This is a genomic window from Paraburkholderia sp. BL23I1N1 (assembly GCF_003610295.1).
GTDB lineage: Bacteria > Pseudomonadota > Gammaproteobacteria > Burkholderiales > Burkholderiaceae > Paraburkholderia.
The window spans coordinates 97,176-113,337 of record NZ_RAPV01000002.1; the positions used below are offsets into that span (position 1 = coordinate 97,176).

A 16,162-nucleotide genomic window follows, 5' to 3' on the forward strand; every position below is an offset into this window, starting at 1 on the left:
GTGCGGTTGATGTCCTCCCTTCCTTCGGGGCAAGAGGACGTCAATTGTCATTCGGCGGCCCGGCTAACGCTATCCGCCTTCGCCGACGGCGTCCAGACTGGCTTTCCACACACGTGCCACGAGAGGGTCCTCATAGTTGACCGTCGTGGCATCGACGAACATACGTTGGGGTATCAATTTCTCCGGAGAAATCCTGCCCTGATGCACGACCTGCTTTACAACGTCGCCAGCACGCTGCGCGAGTGTGACGCGTTCAAGCCAGCCGGCGGACAGACAATTGCGGGCGAGCCATATCCGGGACGATTCGACGAGGTCTGCGGTCGTCAGCGATGCGCCTTGAAGAGCCATGACCGCGAGCTCGCAGACCGCCAGATAGCACAGGAGTGCGGCTGCATCTCCGGCGTTTAACTCTCGGGTGTTTTCCATCCGACGTCCGTCGTTCTGGTTTGCAACGAAAGAGAGTGCGCAGACGGCGGGAAAACCGCTGCGCGCGGGCTAGCAATATTACCGATGGCCGTTAAATCATAGACAGGGTGTTTGCGCATTCAATCGCCGCTGTCTAATGAAAAATCGACGCCGCCACACACATAACCGTGTTCATTTTCGGATTACTTCGGCCGCGTTCGCTTGCATTTTGCAGCCCGAAGTATATCAAGGCATTTCTGGAAAACTGGCAACTAGCATCAGAGCGCATCGCCTGCCCGAGGAAACGCCTTCTGGAGCTTTGACGGCTCACAGGCGCATTAGCCCCGCGTCAGCCAGACAAGAATCCGCTGGCCGTACCGACCGCTTACCGAAAGAAAAAGTGCAGCCACACCGAGATTCCACAGCAGTATCATCGCCGTCGCGTCGAGCGGGTGAAGGATTGAGAGCGCGACCGCAGTCATTGCGGCGACCGCGAGACTACCCGCCATCGTCACCGGGCCTGGGGAGAGGCGAGCTATGTAGCGCAGCATGATGAGCATCACCAGGGATAGCGGCACGCTAACCAGCACCAGCGTTGCGAAGCATCGGGCCGTTTCTCCCAACGACATACCGTCCGGCCCAATGGAGACCCAGCTGGTCAGGCAGCCATAGCCAATCGTCGCCACCCAGACGAGAGCAGCTGGTGCTGGCAACAGAAGCCAACGACGTGACCTACCCGGCACACTGGCGATAAACGCCCCCACTGCGGCAAGCACACCCGTCGTCATGGCTGCGGCCACGCCGATGACAAAAAGAGGTTGATGGAGTTTGAGCGCCAGGTCGACCCGCACTCCATGCGCGATACCGACGAAAAGCATCACAAGTCCCGCAAACAGCAGCCAGCATGCGGCTCTCGCCGCGGGCGGGCGCAGACGCCGGACCGGCGTTGCGTCCGCAACCAGCACGTCAATCAGTTCCGGGGTCCGCGTCATGATTTGCTACCTCGCGGCAGGAACAGTCCGCGCAGCCGCTTCATTGCCCGGTGAGTGGCCACTTTTAACGCAGCAACCGACGTTCCGCTCGCAGTCGCGGCCTCCTGAAGAGACATTTCCTCGAGCTTCAGCATTCGCATGGCATCACGCTGTCCGACCGGCAACTGGTCAATCGCTTCCCTGACGAGGCGGGCGTTCATTGCCTCTTCCTGCAAGTTCGCCGCAGCATCAGAAAAGGTTTCCAGGTCGGTTTCTACCGGCATTTCATGTGACCCGATGCGTCCGCGCCGACGCAGACCGTCGACGATGCGCCGGTTGGCGATGGCGACCAGCCACGGTCCGAACGGGCGGGCCGGGTCGTACGTGTGGCGCGCGGCGTGCACGGTGAGCAGCACGTCCTGAACCGTGTCCTCCATGTCCTCGCCATTGCGGATGTGGCGTGCGGCGAGCGCACGAAGATAGGGCGTGATGTCGTTAAGCAGCGCACGATAGGCCTCCCTGTCACCCGCCTGTGCTCTCGCCATCGCAGTGGACCAGTCCAGCGTGCCGTCAGTACGGTTGGCCAGAGGCCCGGTCTGCCGGCGCGGCGCAACTGACTCCCGGTCCTCTTTCTTGGAACCTGGAACGGGACTGGGCGGGTGTGAATGCCGGCGCATCCTGAAATTTTGCGGTTCAGGGGACAGTTTGTCACCCAGAAAAAGTTTTCCTGAGACGTAACCTTTTGTGGTGACCGGCCGAACTTCTCTACACGGCCAGGATGCCGGGCCGCAACCCTCAGGAGGACGCGTGATGAACAGACATCTAATGGCCGCTTCGACCCTGTCGTCGGCAATTGGCCTGGCGCTGGTCCTACAGGCGCTGCCGGCCCAGGCCCAGGAAATGAAGGACATGAGCAAGATGCCCCAGGTCGTCAAGGACAACATGGCCCGGATGGAGCAGAACAAACTCGAGAAGTGTTACGGCGTCAACGCCGTGTCGAAGAACGACTGCGCGGAGGGCGCCCACTCCTGCGCCGGCCAGGCCACCCAGGCACGCGATACGAAGTCATTCGTTCTGCTCCCCGCCGGAGATTGCAGCAAAATCCAGGGCGGCAAGCTGAAGCCCGCGTAACCAACGGGGTAATCGATGCCTACCGCTTCTGCTGCATCGCAATGTGCGTCCGGCCTGATTCCGGCGCGTGCCGGGATTGGGCTACGCTTCCGGCACCATCAGGAGGTTGTCGAAGTATGTCCGCCGGTCGCGTGGTTTGAGGTGCATACCGAGAACTACATGGGTGGCGGCAGCGCGCCGGGCTATCTGGACGCCATACGCCGTGATTACCCGGTCTCTCTCCACGGGGTAGGGCTCTCTCTGGGTAGCGCCGAAGGCCTGGACGCGGCGCATCTGGAGCGCGTGCGCGCGGTCGTCGGGCGCGTGGAGCCGGGACTGGTTTCTGAACACCTGTCCTGGAGCATCAGCGGCGGCACCTACTTTGCCGACCTGTTGCCATTGCCGCTGACGGACGAGGCGCTGGCCGTTGTCTGTACCCACGTCGACCATGTCCAGACCCATCTGCAGCGGCGCATCTCGATAGAGAACCCGTCGACCTACCTGGGCTTCCTGCACTCGACCATCCCGGAATGGGAATTTCTTGCAGAGGTCGCGTGTCGCACCGGCTGCGGCATCCTGTGCGACGTCAACAATATCTACGTCAGCGCCAGCAATCATGGCTGGAACGCACTGACTTACCTGGATGCGCTGCCACCAGCGGCGATTACCGAGATTCACCTGGCCGGTCACGCCGTGCGGCAGCTTGACCATGGTCAGGTTATTCGCATCGACGACCACGGCTCGCGCGTCGCGCCTCCCGTGTGGGACCTGTTCGGGCAGGCTCTCAGGCGCTTCGGACCGGTTCCCACCCTCATTGAGTGGGACACGGACGTGCCGGCGCTTGGCATCCTGATGGAGGAGGCGGCGATTGCGCAAGCCTATATAGAGGGGCAGCAGAATGACGACGTATGCGCCAACGCTGCTTGAGTTGCAACGCGCGGTCCGCAGCGACCTGCTCGGTCTTGCTGACGGCGGCGCTGCTGATTACGTGATACCCGAAGGGCTGACCCCGCAGGCACGGCTCGCCATCTATCGCAATACGGCGAACAGTACGCTGCTGAAAGCGCTGCAGCTTTCCTATCCGGCCGTACAGGCTCTGGTTGGAGAAGAATTCTTTGAAGGGGCCGCACGGTTGTTCATCGGGCAATGCCCACCGTCGCATGCGCAGCTCGATAGCTACGGTGCGACGTTCCCGGATTTCCTGGCACAGATGCCGGAAGCGGTGTCACTCGACTATCTGCCGGACACCGCACGTCTCGAATGGGCCGTGACCGAAGTGCTGCATGCACCAGACGCAAGGCCGCTTGACCTGCCGCGCCTTGGGCAATTGAACGATGACGGGCTGAAGTCCGTACGGTTCGTGCCGAACCCGGTTGTACGACTACTTCAATCCGCTTATCCAGTCGATGTCATCTGGCGTGCGGTATTGACCCGCGACGATGGCGCACTGGCGGCCATCAGGCTGAGCGCTGGCCCGGTCTGGCTCCATGTTTTCCGGAGCACAGCCGGTGTAGAGGTCAGGCAGATAGCTGAGTGGCAATGGCGGTTTGCGACGGCGTTGTTTGCTGGGTGCCCATTGCAGGATGTGCTTCCCGAGGCGCCGCACGGGGAAGCGCACCGCTGGCTCGCATCCCTCCTCGCGTCGGGGTGTTTTATCGATGTCTGCACATCAAACGACGCATGCGGACCCACGACCGGGAGCCAGTTCACATGACGCGCGAATCTCAATCCGTTTCTAACACCTCTCGCGGGTCGACGCTGAACGACCGCATACGGAACGTCATTGGATGGCTGGAGCGAGTGCCATATACGGTCCTTGCGCTCCCACTGCGACTCGCGGTGGCAACGGTCTTCTGGAACTCGGCGATGACCAAACTGGCCGACTGGAATGCCGCACTTGAGCTGTTCAGGGAGGACTATCGGGTGCCGTTGCTTGCGCCCGAGTTCACGGCGTACCTCGCGGTGTCAATCGAACTGACGACACCTGTTCTACTTGTGCTGGGCCTGGCCACGCGACCCGTCGCGCTGCTGTTGCTCGGCATGACGACCGTCATCGAGGTGTTCGTGTATCCGCTCGCGTGGCCGACGCACATCCAGTGGGTTGCCATTCTGCTGGTTCTGCTGTGCCGCGGGGCCGGTAACTGGTCGCTGGACTACCTCTTATGTCGACGCTTCGGGACATTCTCCGACAACGGGTCACGTCGTCCGGCAGACTAAGAGCGACCTTTTTTGTTAATACGTGGCGCTACCGTCTGTACGGTTCTATCGGGAACTACCAGGTGGTCCGTTCAGGTTCCGGGAGATGAAGTGATGAAGGCAGTCATACTGGAATCGACCATTACGTGTCCGGTGTGCGGGTACGCCAAACGAGAAACGATGCCCACGGATGCCTGCGTGTGGTTTTACGAGTGCGAGCGCTGCAGGACGATTCTCAGGCCGAAGGCCGGGGACTGTTGCGTGTACTGCTCGTATGGCACGACGGCGTGTCCGTCGGTACAACAGGCGGGGTCATGCGGCGTCCGCTGATTTGCCACCGTCAACTACGCGGCCTCGGCGCTTCAACGCGGGGGCTGCCTGAATCCGGCAGGTCTGCTGGCCCGGAAAGCCGGAGGTACCCAGCTTCCTGGGGACCCGGCGCAGGCCAGTATCTGCGCGTCGTGCCCGTCAGCGAAACGTGGCATAGCCTTTCCTGTCAAACGAATATCACGTCTGCACCGTCAGTAACCGGAGAGTCAGCATGTGGAAAACGATAGCGCGGATTTTTCTTGTTGCCATGCTCGCCTTTGCCGCAGGCGGAGCGGTCGGCGGCGAACAGCCGTTTGACCAGGCGCAGTTTGACCAGCTTAACGCCGCCGGGAAGCCGGTCATCGTCTACTTCCACGCGACGTGGTGCCCCACCTGCAAGGTTCAGCAGCCGATTGTCGACCGCCTCTCGGCGCAACCCGACATGAAGCAGGTGACAATTTTCGTGGCGGACTACGACAGGGAAGTCGCGTTGAAGCGCGCCATGAAGGTGACACAGCAGTCGACTTTTGTTGTGTTCAAAGGTGGCCACGAAGTCGCCCGGTCGACCGGACAGACACGCGAGCGCGATATCAGGGATACCTTCGCGAAGGCATTGTGATGGACTTCGGGGTGGGTACTTATGGACTGGGTTTCGCGGCGGGCGCGCTGTCGACGTTGTCCCCCTGCGTGCTGCCGCTGGTTCCGGTTCTCGTCGCGTCGGCGTTGTCGGCGCACCGGATGGCAGTCGTCGCACTCGCGCTCGGACTGGGTGTCTCCTTTTCAGCCATCGGCCTTTTTCTGGCGACGCTGGGCGCATCGCTCGGATTCGATGACAGTGTATTTCGCAACGGCGCCGCTCTGTTGATGATTCTGTTTGGGCTGGTGATGCTTTCCGCCCGCCTGCAGACGATGTTCAGTCGTGCGACCGCGCGCTTCGGCAGTGCGGGCCAGAGGTGGCTGAGCAGGATAAGGGGCGAGACCATGCCCGGTCAGTTCGCTATCGGACTGCTCGTAGGGATTGTCTGGACACCCTGCGTTGGTCCGACATTGGGGGCGGCCACGACGCTCGCGTCCCAGGGACGAAACCTGGGCGAGGTTGCCCTGCTGATGATGGTGTTCGGTGTGGGCGCCGGCCTTCCGCTGGTCATACTGGGTGCACTCTCACGAGCGTCGATGACCAGGTGGCGCAATGGACTCGGCTCAGCAGCGAGGGTCGGGAAGGCCGTCTTCGGAGCATTTTTTGTCGCGTTCGGCGTACTCACGCTGACCGGGGTGGACAAGGTGCTCGAGACGGCGATTCTCTCGGCGAGTCCACCGTGGCTGACTGCCTTCACGACGGCTTTGTGACTGGCGACGTCTTCGTGGATGACCGACGCCACCTGGCAAGAGCGGCGGCTTGCAGTGGCGCGTTAAACCCCAGCACTTTTTCGCGTTGCTATCCGCTATGCGTCGCGCCGCTCGCCGTCACGCATTCTGGAATAGTCAGGGCCGCGCGTGGCAGCATCGTCTATCGTGTGACTGAAGAGGCAATGGCGGTCGAGGAATGAGATGGACAGCAAGGAACACTGGGAAGAGCTCTACCGCTCAAAGGCACCGGACGCCGTAAGCTGGTATCGGCCGCACCTTGATACTTCGTTGAGACTGATTGGCGAAGTGGCGTCGGACCGGAACGCGACTATCATCGATGTCGGTGGCGGCGAGTCGACCCTGGTGGACGATTTGGTCGAACGCGGATACCGGAATCTGACGGTTCTCGACACGTCCGCCGTTGCGCTCAACACGACGAAACGGCGGTTGGGTACGAGCGCCAGCCACATCGTGTGGGTTGAATCCGATATCACAACGGCGCAGCTGCCGCAGGACCGGTACGACGTCTGGCACGACCGCGCCGTCTTTCACTTCCTGACCGAACCATCGCAACGAGACGCGTATGTCCAGCTGCTGTCGGCAGCGCTCAGGCCTGGCGGTCACGTGGTGATGGGCACTTTCGGCCCGGCAGGGCCCACCAGCTGTAGCGGACTGCACGTGATGAGATACGATGCGAACAGTCTGTTCGCCGAAATGGGACCCGGGTTCGAACTCTCAGCGGCCATACTCGAAGACCACCATACGCCTGCAGGTGCCACACAACAGTTTCTTTACTGCTGCTTTCGCAAGCAATGACGGTGCGGCTATATTTCGTTGCTGGGCCGACCCCTCGCAGTTGACGGGCTATGTGTTCACGCGAGCCAGTCTCCCCAATCTGGAATCGGTAGATGAGCATGGACGCCGCGAGGAATGTATCCGGTCATCCACAGTAGATTTCCGCACTATGCCGAGCCGCAGTCGACTGCCACGCTTTCGACTGGGAGTGGAGCGCGGCCGGGCGGCCGGACGCGCCCCGAGCAACGGCACGGGGCAGGTAGGCCGCGTGAACGCGTCACCGCTCTGAAAGCGCGGAAACCCCTCCGCCTTGATGGTGGGTCTGTCTCCAAATCTCGGCAGCTTCTTTTGCCACATAGATAGCGATGGTGAGGCCGACTACCAGGTCTGCATAGCGCCAGCCTGTCGCCAGGACGACCAGGCCCGACGCCAGCACGCCAAAATTCGCCACCACGTCGGTGCGCGTACAAATCCAGCTGGCGCGCATATGGACCTCGCCTCCGCGATACTTTGCGAGCATCCGCAGGACCGTGACGTTGACGCAGAGTGACAAAATGGAAAACCCGACCATCATGGCACCGAGCGGGTCGCTTCCGAACACAAAACGGCGTATGACGTCGGCGATGATGCCGGCGCTCAGGAGCATGAGTGTTGCGCCGGTCCAGCGAGCCGAGTACTGCTTGAATCGCATACCCCGTGTCACCGCCATGAGCCCAAGTCCGTACGCGGTCGCGTCGGTGAGCATGTCCAGCGCGTCCGCCATCAATCCGCTTGACTGAGCCCAAAGGCCGGCCGCCATGCCGACCACGAACATCGTGGCGTTCAACACGAGTGCGACGCGCAGCGTCTTCCGTTCGTTTTCGGTGTTCGCCGACGCGTGGCTGCAATCGCAAGGCATAGCCGGCTCTCCAGTCACCAGGCGCTGGTTTCCATTTTAGTCCGTGTGTAGTCCGGCGTCTTCCGGTGACAACAACGGTAAAGGCCCCATGTCCGGCTTTCACTGCGAACGACAAGCGCTCCTATTCTCGCTCATGCCGCATACGCCCAGGTATCGTACGGCGGCCTGAGTGCCTTGTACCGTGTGCCGACCCGGCGCGCGCTGCATTCTTACGCTACGAGCGTTCTGACTGGTAACGGTCTGCGTCCTTCGCGTCGCGCTCATCGACTTCCTGCTCAGGGGATTGCCTGAGATTCCAGATTCCCCAGATTGCAATCAGGAGGGCCAGCCCGAAACCACAGCCCAAGAGGACGTACGTGTCCATTTCAAATCCTCGAAATCTCATTGCCTTGCGGGTCAACACACCAGTGCGGTAGCGGTGTCTCCGGCGCGCCCGTTACCCACCCGTGTATCGTTCATCGCTGAGGTTGGGACGTCAGTTGACCGTACTCGACACGCTACAATCAAACGTCAAATACTACCTTTGCTTCCTTTCAGAACGCATGACTGGTTCCTCGCTTCTCAAACCGAAGGTCTCACCCAGTCTGCGCTGGGTTGCTTTGTGGGGACCTGGACTGCTCGTCATGCTTGCCGACTGCGATGCAGGGAATGTCGTCACGGCGGCGCAGGCCGGCGCGCAATGGGGCCTTCAGTTGCTGCTGGTGCTGCTTGGACTCATTCCGCTGCTTTACATGGTCCAGGAGCTCACAGTCCGGCTTGGCATCTTCACCGGACGAGGCCACGGCGAACTCATTCGCTCGAACTTCGGCCCGCTATGGGCATGGGTATCGGCAATCGGACTGGTCATTGCCGTATTCGGCTCACTCGTGACCGAATTCACAGGTGTCGCTGGTATAGGTGAGATGTATGGGATTTCGCGCTCCGTTACATTGCCGTTTGCCGTCGTTGCCCTGATAGCCGTCGTGCTCACCGGCTCGCATAAGCGCGTAGACAAGGTCGCAATCGTCATTGGCGCCTTCGAATTGACGTTTTTTGTTGTTGCGTGGAAGGCGCATCCGCATATCCACGACCCGGTCAGGCAGTTAGCCAGTCTCCCGCTTGGTAATCGCCAGTTTGGATACCTCGCAGCTGCACTGATTGGCGCAACGTTCAATCCATGGATGGTCTTCTACCAGCAGGCGGCGGTGGCAGATAAAAAGCTGATTCCGCGAGACTACACATCGGCCCGGGTCGAAACGGCCGTTGGGGCAGTCCTTACTCAGCTGCTGACGGCAGCGGTTCTGGTTGCTGCGGCAGCAACGCTATCGGGACACGGTCATCCGCGCTCGTTACAAAGCGTCGGCGAAATCAGTAACGCTCTCGAGACCGTTGTGGGCCCACATGCGGGACGCCTTCTCTTCAGTGCCGGCGTTCTTGGCGCGTCGATGGTGGCCGCTATTGTCTGCTCGCTGTCGCTGGCGTGGGGGCTGGGTGAAGTGGCGGGATACAGACGGTCACTTGAAGACCGACCGGCGAGCGCGCCGTGGTTCTACGGCGTTTACGTGATTTCGGTCGCCGTCAGTGCATATCTCGTCTGGCTGGCGCCGAACCTCATATCACTAAATGTCGGTGCGCAGGTGGTCAACGCGCTGATGCTGCCACTTGTAGTCGGATTGCTTATCGCGCTCAGCGTCACTGCGCTACCTCGTCAGCATCGTCCTCGCGGAGTTTACCTGTGGCTTGTCTCTGGCATATCCGCGGCGGTATGTGTTGCCGGCCTTCTTGGCGCCACCCTTGGCTTTCTCTCGTGAAAAGCGCTCGACGGTGCAATTGAGCGTATCCGCTTCGGCGACAAAGCGCGCGCTTACGTACACGCGGACAATTCAACAACAATTGCAACTCCAAGGCGTTGTCCAACGATGGTCGACTTTCCTGATGGGGCGCCCGCCCCTGTCATTGGCGACAGGGTATGGCCGCACGAAGGCCACGTTGTTGTGTGCCTCGATTTCGAAGCGTACGATAATACGGTATATATTGTTTTGAAGGGCGCCGAAAGCGACGGACTCGACGGTCGGAACACCTAGGGCCAGGCGCCAGGTGAAACAAGTTGATGCCCGAGGTCGGAGCGGCAACCGAATGAATCTGTGCAACCCGACACGGCTACCGAAGATTAGTTGACTAGCCGCGCCGGCTGAGGAACGAACATGTCGGACAAGCATCTTTCCAGCAAGTTTGATGCGGACCTCAACCTCCTGTCATCCAGGCTGCTCGAAATGGGCGGACTTGTGGAGTCACAGATTGCGTACGCGCTGGAAGTCCTCAACGAATTCGATTTGGCACTCGTTGACCAGGTCCTCGAGGGTGAACATCGGCTCAATGCGATGGAAATCGAAATCGACGAAGAGGTTAGCAATATCATTGCTCGTCGACAGCCCGCTGCGCGTGACCTGCGACTCCTGGTGGGCACTTCAAAATGCATTACCAACCTCGAGCGCGCGGGCGACGAGGCGCGGAAGATAGTAAAACGAATGCGGCGCATCCACGAGAACAGCGCAACGCTAACCGTCAACATCGCTGAAATCAAGGTCTCCGGCGAAATGGCCTTACACATCCTGCGCAGGGCGCTGGACGCGTTTGCGCGGATGGATACCGTTGCCGCTGCACGGATTGTGCGGGATGACGAAGCCATCGATAACGAGTTTCGAGCATTCGTGCGCAAGCTCGTCACATACATGACGGAAGACCCTCGAACAATCTCGATTGGATTGGACTACCTGTTCATTGCGAAGGCTATCGAGCGTATCGGCGACCACGCGACCAATATCGCCGAGTTTGTTGTCTATGTTGTCAAGGGTGCCGATGTTCGCCATGTATCCCGAGAGCAGCTTGAGCGCGACGCCTTGGGTAGTTAAGCCTGAAGAAGGAGGTGCGACGCCCGTAACTTTTATGATTGTCGAAATATTCAGAGCGCAGGGTAAAGAGAATAGTCGTGCAGCGTTGCGCAGTGGTATTTCTGATTCATGAGGGGACGTGGGTAGTTCGCGGTATCGATTGGCGAATCGTGCCAACGGGTTGCGCATTATCCCAAGTGGCCTGTCGGATGCTTCCCTTGTCCTCAACCCTGGTCAATTTTCAGACAGGGGCATGAGGCGCGCGTACTGGGTAGTGACCCAGATTCCAGCAGTACTGAACAAACTCTACTGCTGGTGCGGTTGCGAAAATCGTGGCGAGCATCGCTCCAACCCGCAATGCTTTTAAGACCAGATGGACAGTGACTTGTCCGGTTCCCCAAGGTATGGCAGAGATACACTATCAGATGACACAAGACGAAATTCGAGATACAGGGAAGATTAGGCAGTAGTTGATGCAAGGTCGGCGCCGAAGGGGTAGCAGTGCATGACGTCCCTCCGTCAAGTAGTTAACGAGGAGCAAGACATGGAACTTAAATGTGTTGTGGCGGTTGTCCGGCCGGACGTTCTGAAAACTCTGGAAAAGAGGCTCGGCGCTATTGATATCCACGGCATAACCGTCAGCAAGGTAAAAGGGTTCGGCGCGCATCCAAACCTGTTTGCCGATGATTGGACGACCGAGCACCTCAAAATCGAAATTTTCGCCCAGGCATCGGACGTTGAAACCCTCGTAAGAGCAATAATGGATATCGCTCACGTCGGGCCGGCCGGAGACGGCATAGTCGCGATTATTCCCGTCGAAAGGTTTTTCCGCGTCCGCACGCAGTCTGAGGCAATACCTTGACCTGACGGCTCATGCCAATGGTCCCGAGTGCGGTCGCCCCTGCTTTGGCACCGGGGGCCGAAAAAGACAATGGTGCGGATTGGGTCCGTGCGTTGCTCGGTGAAATGAGCCGGTCTTGTCACCGGCCATTGCGTCGGAGCATTAAATGGCACATGAACAGCATCAACCTGGCATCTCGGCCTGCCACGCATGCGCGACGGCTTGCGACCACTGCGTCGCTTCCCGTTCGTGAGTGGAACATGCGACCGAAATGGCCGAACGCATAAAACTCGATGTCGATTGCGCGGCGTTCTGCCGCCTTGCATCCGGTGCCATGGTGTGCAGCAGCCGGCACGCGACGGCTATCTGCTCCTTGTGCGTGCAGGTGTGTGTTGCGTGCGCGGCAGAATGCGAGGAGCATCAGGAAGATATATTGCAAACGCGGTACAGAAGCGTGTCGCAAGTGTGCCAGCGAATGGCTAGCAAAACCGCAAAGCCTGGCGGCAGAAAAATTCCGTCAGCCGGCATCCATGCTCTCATAGCTGAACGCCGCGCAAAAGTCGAAAATGCCCGGCGAACCGGGGATTCGCCACTGCAAAGGATGAACTGGCCGTTAGACCGGCTTAATGTTTGCAGCCTGCTTGCCCTTCGGGCCCATCTTCACGTCGAAGCTGACCTTCTGATTCTCTTGCAGCGACTTGAAGCCCTCTGCCTTGATTTCCGAGAAGTGGGCGAACAGGTCTTCTCCGCCGTCATCCGGCGTGATAAAGCCGAAGCCTTTTGCGTCGTTGAACCACTTCACTGTTCCAGTTGCTACCATTCGTTTCCAACAAAATTTGAAGAGCGCGCTTAATCCGATGTGGCTGAGTCTTGTATATATTGCAACAGCGGCAGTTAGTACCTGGCGCTCAACCACAGTAGGTATACGCGGCTTCAACAGCGCTTGAGGCGCACTTCGACGAGGAAGAAAATCGGCAGCCTTCTACGTTGGAACTCGCAAGATTCGCCGCCGCAATGCAGGAACTGAGGGACGCGCGCGAAGCGTTCGACGTGCTGGTTTCAGGCGGCCAGCAGACGCGTCACTGACTAACCGCGCGCGTGAGACGACAAGGTCACAGGACAGCCGGGATGAGCGGTGCGTCAAACGCTTTCCACGACGACCCGAACCGACACAACTGAAGCAAGGTCACGGAAGCGTTTTCTGCAAACAAACCGCCGTGGCGGGACACAGCGCCGAGAACTGCGTGCTGGCTTGCAGTTCAGCCGGCGCCGCCGCCCTGCCGGCCACGCGATAGCCGGCATTGAGGAAGTAATCGCTCGCCGTTGTTGTTAGCAGGTACCGCCTCGAAACACCGCTAGAAGCAGCCGTGGTCTCGGCGAGTTGCAGCAAGGCCTTTCCGACGCCGGTGCCGCGAGCGCCAACGGACACCGCCAGAGACCGAAGCAATGCGTCCGAGTCGAAACGCTCAAGCCCCACGCAGCCGAGAAGTGTCCCGTCTGCATGGGCAGCAACCAGAAAGTCGGTGAGCAGTTTGGCAGTCACATCCGTGTTCGTCAGGTCGGCGCTCGCCAACAGCGCGCGAACGGTCTCAAGGTCGGTGGATTGCGCGGCACGAATTTCCATCAGAGCACCTCTAAAAACCAATTCCGTTAGTCGTTGACTGGCCGCTCAGCGGCGCCCAACCACTGCTTCCGCTCGCGCGTGCTTGCCCGTAAGGCATAAAGGAACGCTATCGCCGACTCGAATGTCACGGCGAGCAAGGTTCATTCATTCAACTTCATCACCGTCGGTGTCAGAGGTCCCCGCAGCCTTCTCGTGAGCCATCGCCGCGCGAGCCAGGGTGTTGGCCAGTTCGGGCGTCGCCTCCTTGCGTTCACTATACCGGTCGGTCAGATAATCAGACCGGTCGCGGACTAGCAACGTGAACTTGTAAAGCTCTTCCATCACGTCGACGACTCTATCGTAGTAAGACGACGGCATCATGCGCCCATTCGAATCGAACTCCTGGTAGGCCTTCGCGACCGACGACTGATTGGGGATGGTGACCATCCGCATCCATCGTCCGAGCACGCGTAGCGCATTGACTGCGTTGAACGACTGGGAGCCGCCACAAACCTGCATGACCGCCAGCGTTCTCCCTTGCGTGGGACGAATGCTGCCCAGTTCAAGAGGCAGCCAGTCAATCTGGTTCTTGAAAACTGCGGTCAGTGTGCCGTGCCGCTCGGGGCTGCACCACACCTGCCCCTCCGACCATTCGGACAATTTTCGGAGCTCGACCACCTTCGGATGGTCGGCTGGCACGCTGTCCGCAATGGGCAGTCCGTGCGGGTCGAACACCCTGGTTTCCGCGCCGAAGTGTTTCAGGATGCGTTCAGCTTCGAGCGCGAGGAGCCGGCTGTAGGACGTCGGCCGCAGCGAACCATAGAGCAACAGGATGCGCGGTGCGTGCGTTGAGACAGTGCACGGTTCGAGCTTTTGCAGGTCAGGCGTGTCCAGATGCGGCGCGCTGATGTTAGGCATGTCCTTTGTCATCAAAGAACTCTCCGCCCCTGCGCGTCAATAACGACCTCGCCATCTTCCTTCGTAAATGGCCCCTGCTGTGGTGACGGGAGAATATCCAGCACAACCTCGGATGGCCGGCACAGGCGTACGCCCAGTAGCGTCACGACAAACGGCCGGTTAATCAGAATCGGATGCTCGAGCATGGCGTCGAGCAGTTGCTCGTCCGCCAGCGCCGGGTTGTCGAGTCCGAGTTCGGCGTACGGCGTACCTTTTTCACGCAGCGCGCCACGCACCGTCAGGCCGGCCTTTTCAATCATGTCCTTCACTTGTTCGCGGCCCGGTGGCTGCTGCACATACTCGACAATATTGGGCTCGATGCCCGCATTCCGGATGAGCGCAAGCGTGTTGCGCGATGTCCCGCAGTTCGGGTTATGAAAGATAGTGACGGTCATGTCGGTCTGCTCAAATTGGTAAGTGACGCGTGCGCTATGCCCGGGCATTAAGAGCGGGGCGCCGTGCACGCCTGGAGAGTGCATGCAGTGTTTGCCTCATTTTAACACTTCTTGAAATATTGAAAATGCGCGACTATCATTCACGATATGGACTCGAACCTTGCCATCCGCTCACTTGCCGCGCTCGCCCACGAATCGAGGCTTGCCGTATTCCGCATGCTCGTCACGGCGGGCCCCAATGGTCTGCCGGCTGGCGAGATAGCTCAACAACTGGGCGTCTCGCCGTCGAGCCTCTCGTTCCACCTGAAGGACCTGTCTTACGCCGAACTCGTTTCCTCGCGACAGGAGGGTCGCTACGTGTTCTATTCGGCCAACTTCGAGGCGATGAACGAACTCATCGGGTTCCTGACTGAAAACTGCTGCGCGGGCGCGCCCTGTGCGGTCGCCGACGCCCTCAAGCCTTGCTGTGGAGAAGAGTCATGAAACGCATGCATGTGCACGTATCCGTCGAGAATCTGGCTGACAGTATTCGCTTCTACTCTGTGCTCTTCGATGCACAGCCAGTTGTTACGAAGGGTGACTACGCCAAGTGGATGCTCGACGACCCGCGGGTCAATTTCGCGATTTCGCAACGCGGGCAACCAGTCGGGGTGGACCACCTGGGCATCCAGGTCGAGTCGGATGAGGAATTGGCGGAAATGAATGCGCGCCTTGATACAGCTGCGCTTCCCAAGGAAACACAAACCGGCACAGCGTGCTGCTATGCCAGGTCCGACAAGTACTGGACCGTGGACCCTCAAGGCGTCGCCTGGGAGACTTACCATACGCTGGATTCGATTCCGGTTTTTGGTGAATCGCGGGCGAAGCCTCCGGAAGAATTGATAGGCGCATGCTGCGCACCCACGGCGCCGGCTACCTCGTTCCGGAGCCGTTCATGAGCGACCGGACATACAACGCACTCTTCCTCTGCACGGGCAACTCTGCGCGCAGCGTGATGGCGGAAGCGCTTCTCGCCACGTTGGGGCAAGGTCGCGTCCATACGTTCAGCGCTGGCAGTCATCCGACCGGAAAGGTCAATCCTTTCGCCGTCGAACAGGTAATGAAGACGGGCTACGAAGTATCGAATCTCCGTAGCAAGTCGTGGGATGAGTTCGCCGAACCGGGCGCACCGCATATGGACTTCATCATCACGGTGTGCGACCAGGCTGCAGGCGAGGTATGTCCGCTGTGGCCGGGACATCCCGCGTCAGCGCATTGGGGCTTCTACGACCCGGCTGCCATCGAAGGTACCGATGACACGAAGCGCGCTGCATTTGAGCAGGTCTATCGGCAGATAAAGCACCGGGTCGAGGTGTTCCTGAAAGTGCCGCTGGACGAACTCGATGACGCCGCCATTCGTGCCGAGTTGCGACGGGTTGGCGACATCGACGTCACCACCATCGGGTAATAACTACGAACGGTCTTT

22 protein-coding genes are annotated in these 16,162 nt (G+C 59.8%); 14 read left to right on the forward strand and 8 right to left on the reverse strand.

Features of this window, described 5'->3' with window-relative positions; genetic code table 11:
- Positions 1-69 precede the first annotated feature (69 nt).
- The 3 genes from B0G76_RS33025 to B0G76_RS33035 all read right to left on the reverse strand — a co-directional run bounded on the left by B0G76_RS33025 (position 70) and on the right by B0G76_RS33035 (position 1,921).
- The gene (locus B0G76_RS33025) at positions 70-426 is read right to left on the reverse strand and encodes a hypothetical protein (protein ID WP_120297031.1); all 357 of its coding nucleotides are present in this window, start codon (positions 424-426) and stop codon (positions 70-72) included.
- 317 nt (positions 427-743) lie between these two features.
- Positions 744-1,397, reverse strand: a complete 654-nt coding sequence (locus B0G76_RS33030; RefSeq protein ID WP_120297032.1) for an NrsF family protein — start codon at positions 1,395-1,397, stop codon at positions 744-746.
- Positions 1,394-1,921, reverse strand: coding sequence for a sigma-70 family RNA polymerase sigma factor (locus B0G76_RS33035; protein ID WP_120297033.1), 528 nt, complete (start codon positions 1,919-1,921; stop codon positions 1,394-1,396). The genes B0G76_RS33030 and B0G76_RS33035 overlap by 4 nt, the downstream gene beginning before the upstream one ends.
- 265 nt (positions 1,922-2,186) lie before the next feature.
- Between B0G76_RS33035 and B0G76_RS33040 the strand changes: the two genes are divergently transcribed.
- The 8 genes from B0G76_RS33040 to B0G76_RS33075 all read left to right on the forward strand — a co-directional run bounded on the left by B0G76_RS33040 (position 2,187) and on the right by B0G76_RS33075 (position 7,154).
- A complete protein-coding gene (locus B0G76_RS33040; RefSeq protein WP_120297034.1) occupies positions 2,187-2,507 on the forward strand; it encodes a DUF2282 domain-containing protein in 321 nt (106 codons plus the stop codon).
- A 15-nt stretch (positions 2,508-2,522) separates the two neighbouring features.
- Positions 2,523-3,413 carry a DUF692 domain-containing protein gene (locus B0G76_RS33045; RefSeq protein WP_120297035.1) on the forward strand — a complete coding sequence of 297 codons (891 nt, stop codon included), beginning with the start codon at positions 2,523-2,525 and terminating at the stop codon, positions 3,411-3,413.
- Positions 3,385-4,200, forward strand: a complete 816-nt coding sequence (locus B0G76_RS33050; RefSeq protein ID WP_120297036.1) for a DNA-binding domain-containing protein — start codon at positions 3,385-3,387, stop codon at positions 4,198-4,200. The genes B0G76_RS33045 and B0G76_RS33050 overlap by 29 nt, the downstream gene beginning before the upstream one ends.
- On the forward strand, positions 4,197-4,703 hold the full coding sequence (locus B0G76_RS33055; RefSeq protein ID WP_120297037.1) for a DoxX family protein: 507 nt from the start codon (positions 4,197-4,199) through the stop codon (positions 4,701-4,703). Before B0G76_RS33050 ends, B0G76_RS33055 begins: the two co-directional genes overlap by 4 nt.
- A 93-nt stretch (positions 4,704-4,796) precedes the next feature.
- Positions 4,797-5,012 carry a GDCCVxC domain-containing (seleno)protein gene (locus tag B0G76_RS44350; RefSeq protein ID WP_120297038.1) on the forward strand — a complete coding sequence of 72 codons (216 nt, stop codon included), beginning with the start codon at positions 4,797-4,799 and terminating at the stop codon, positions 5,010-5,012.
- A 211-nt stretch (positions 5,013-5,223) separates the two neighbouring features.
- The gene (locus B0G76_RS33065; RefSeq protein WP_120297039.1) at positions 5,224-5,610 is read left to right on the forward strand and encodes a thioredoxin family protein; all 387 of its coding nucleotides are present in this window, start codon (positions 5,224-5,226) and stop codon (positions 5,608-5,610) included.
- Positions 5,610-6,338 carry a cytochrome c biogenesis CcdA family protein gene (locus tag B0G76_RS33070; RefSeq protein ID WP_120297040.1) on the forward strand — a complete coding sequence of 243 codons (729 nt, stop codon included), beginning with the start codon at positions 5,610-5,612 and terminating at the stop codon, positions 6,336-6,338. Before B0G76_RS33065 ends, B0G76_RS33070 begins: the two co-directional genes overlap by 1 nt.
- Before the next feature lie 201 nt (positions 6,339-6,539).
- Positions 6,540-7,154, forward strand: coding sequence for a class I SAM-dependent methyltransferase (locus tag B0G76_RS33075; protein WP_120297041.1), 615 nt, complete (start codon positions 6,540-6,542; stop codon positions 7,152-7,154).
- 256 nt (positions 7,155-7,410) lie between these two features.
- Here B0G76_RS33075 and B0G76_RS33080 read toward each other — a convergent pair whose 3' ends face one another.
- Positions 7,411-8,031: a cation diffusion facilitator family transporter gene (locus B0G76_RS33080; protein ID WP_120297042.1), complete on the reverse strand. Its 621-nt coding sequence runs from the start codon at positions 8,029-8,031 to the stop codon at positions 7,411-7,413.
- A gap of 479 nt (positions 8,032-8,510) precedes the next feature.
- Between B0G76_RS33080 and B0G76_RS33085 the strand changes: the two genes are divergently transcribed.
- From B0G76_RS33085 to B0G76_RS33100, 3 genes are all read left to right on the forward strand, one after another.
- The gene (locus B0G76_RS33085) at positions 8,511-9,821 is read left to right on the forward strand and encodes an NRAMP family divalent metal transporter (protein WP_259460903.1); all 1,311 of its coding nucleotides are present in this window, start codon (positions 8,511-8,513) and stop codon (positions 9,819-9,821) included.
- A 393-nt stretch (positions 9,822-10,214) separates the two neighbouring features.
- Positions 10,215-10,922, forward strand: coding sequence for a phosphate signaling complex protein PhoU (phoU, locus tag B0G76_RS33090; protein WP_120297043.1), 708 nt, complete (start codon positions 10,215-10,217; stop codon positions 10,920-10,922).
- Positions 10,923-11,445: 523 nt separating this feature from the next.
- Positions 11,446-11,763, forward strand: coding sequence for a P-II family nitrogen regulator (locus B0G76_RS33100; protein ID WP_120298006.1), 318 nt, complete (start codon positions 11,446-11,448; stop codon positions 11,761-11,763).
- Positions 11,764-12,355: 592 nt separating this feature from the next.
- On the opposite strand, the gene B0G76_RS33110 is transcribed toward B0G76_RS33100, so the two are convergent.
- The 4 genes from B0G76_RS33110 to arsC form a co-directional block, all read right to left on the reverse strand.
- A complete protein-coding gene (locus tag B0G76_RS33110) occupies positions 12,356-12,562 on the reverse strand; it encodes a cold-shock protein (protein ID WP_120297044.1) in 207 nt (68 codons plus the stop codon).
- Between the two features lie 366 nt (positions 12,563-12,928).
- Positions 12,929-13,366 (reverse strand): arsenic resistance N-acetyltransferase ArsN2, encoded by a 438-nt coding sequence (gene arsN2 / locus B0G76_RS33115; protein ID WP_120297045.1) that lies wholly within the window; start codon positions 13,364-13,366, stop codon positions 12,929-12,931.
- A gap of 144 nt (positions 13,367-13,510) precedes the next feature.
- Positions 13,511-14,275, reverse strand: coding sequence for an arsenical resistance protein ArsH (gene arsH / locus B0G76_RS33120; protein WP_120297046.1), 765 nt, complete (start codon positions 14,273-14,275; stop codon positions 13,511-13,513).
- A complete protein-coding gene (gene arsC, locus B0G76_RS33125; RefSeq protein ID WP_120297047.1) occupies positions 14,275-14,697 on the reverse strand; it encodes an arsenate reductase (glutaredoxin) in 423 nt (140 codons plus the stop codon). The genes arsH and arsC overlap by 1 nt, the downstream gene beginning before the upstream one ends.
- A 147-nt stretch (positions 14,698-14,844) precedes the next feature.
- Between arsC and B0G76_RS33130 the strand changes: the two genes are divergently transcribed.
- From B0G76_RS33130 to B0G76_RS33140, 3 genes are read left to right on the forward strand one after another with little or no spacing between them, the layout of a single operon-like run.
- On the forward strand, positions 14,845-15,180 hold the full coding sequence (locus B0G76_RS33130; protein WP_120297048.1) for a helix-turn-helix transcriptional regulator: 336 nt from the start codon (positions 14,845-14,847) through the stop codon (positions 15,178-15,180).
- Positions 15,177-15,635, forward strand: a complete 459-nt coding sequence (locus B0G76_RS33135) for an ArsI/CadI family heavy metal resistance metalloenzyme (protein ID WP_120297049.1) — start codon at positions 15,177-15,179, stop codon at positions 15,633-15,635. The genes B0G76_RS33130 and B0G76_RS33135 overlap by 4 nt, the downstream gene beginning before the upstream one ends.
- Complete coding sequence (locus B0G76_RS33140; protein WP_120298007.1) at positions 15,632-16,144, forward strand: arsenate reductase ArsC; 513 nt, start codon at positions 15,632-15,634, stop codon at positions 16,142-16,144. Before B0G76_RS33135 ends, B0G76_RS33140 begins: the two co-directional genes overlap by 4 nt.
- Positions 16,145-16,162 lie beyond the last annotated feature (18 nt).

Bases quoted from the DNA above. Each gene is read 5' to 3' on its own strand.
- B0G76_RS33025 (WP_120297031.1), bottom strand. From the start codon at position 426: ATGGAAAACACCCGAGAGTTAAACGCCGGAGATGCAGCCGCACTCCTG.
- B0G76_RS33030 (WP_120297032.1), bottom strand. From the start codon at position 1,397: ATGACGCGGACCCCGGAACTGATTGACGTGCTGGTTGCGGACGCAACG.
- B0G76_RS33035 (WP_120297033.1), bottom strand. From the start codon at position 1,921: ATGGCGAGAGCACAGGCGGGTGACAGGGAGGCCTATCGTGCGCTGCTT.
- B0G76_RS33040 (WP_120297034.1), top strand. From the start codon at position 2,187: ATGAACAGACATCTAATGGCCGCTTCGACCCTGTCGTCGGCAATTGGC.
- B0G76_RS33045 (WP_120297035.1), top strand. From the start codon at position 2,523: ATGCCTACCGCTTCTGCTGCATCGCAATGTGCGTCCGGCCTGATTCCG.
- B0G76_RS33050 (WP_120297036.1), top strand. From the start codon at position 3,385: ATGACGACGTATGCGCCAACGCTGCTTGAGTTGCAACGCGCGGTCCGC.
- B0G76_RS33055 (WP_120297037.1), top strand. From the start codon at position 4,197: ATGACGCGCGAATCTCAATCCGTTTCTAACACCTCTCGCGGGTCGACG.
- B0G76_RS44350 (WP_120297038.1), top strand. From the start codon at position 4,797: ATGAAGGCAGTCATACTGGAATCGACCATTACGTGTCCGGTGTGCGGG.
- B0G76_RS33065 (WP_120297039.1), top strand. From the start codon at position 5,224: ATGTGGAAAACGATAGCGCGGATTTTTCTTGTTGCCATGCTCGCCTTT.
- B0G76_RS33070 (WP_120297040.1), top strand. From the start codon at position 5,610: ATGGACTTCGGGGTGGGTACTTATGGACTGGGTTTCGCGGCGGGCGCG.
- B0G76_RS33075 (WP_120297041.1), top strand. From the start codon at position 6,540: ATGGACAGCAAGGAACACTGGGAAGAGCTCTACCGCTCAAAGGCACCG.
- B0G76_RS33080 (WP_120297042.1), bottom strand. From the start codon at position 8,031: ATGCCTTGCGATTGCAGCCACGCGTCGGCGAACACCGAAAACGAACGG.
- phoU (WP_120297043.1), top strand. From the start codon at position 10,215: ATGTCGGACAAGCATCTTTCCAGCAAGTTTGATGCGGACCTCAACCTC.
- B0G76_RS33100 (WP_120298006.1), top strand. From the start codon at position 11,446: ATGGAACTTAAATGTGTTGTGGCGGTTGTCCGGCCGGACGTTCTGAAA.
- B0G76_RS33110 (WP_120297044.1), bottom strand. From the start codon at position 12,562: ATGGTAGCAACTGGAACAGTGAAGTGGTTCAACGACGCAAAAGGCTTC.
- arsN2 (WP_120297045.1), bottom strand. From the start codon at position 13,366: ATGGAAATTCGTGCCGCGCAATCCACCGACCTTGAGACCGTTCGCGCG.
- arsH (WP_120297046.1), bottom strand. From the start codon at position 14,275: ATGACAAAGGACATGCCTAACATCAGCGCGCCGCATCTGGACACGCCT.
- arsC (WP_120297047.1), bottom strand. From the start codon at position 14,697: ATGACCGTCACTATCTTTCATAACCCGAACTGCGGGACATCGCGCAAC.
- B0G76_RS33130 (WP_120297048.1), top strand. From the start codon at position 14,845: ATGGACTCGAACCTTGCCATCCGCTCACTTGCCGCGCTCGCCCACGAA.
- B0G76_RS33135 (WP_120297049.1), top strand. From the start codon at position 15,177: ATGAAACGCATGCATGTGCACGTATCCGTCGAGAATCTGGCTGACAGT.
- B0G76_RS33140 (WP_120298007.1), top strand. From the start codon at position 15,632: ATGAGCGACCGGACATACAACGCACTCTTCCTCTGCACGGGCAACTCT.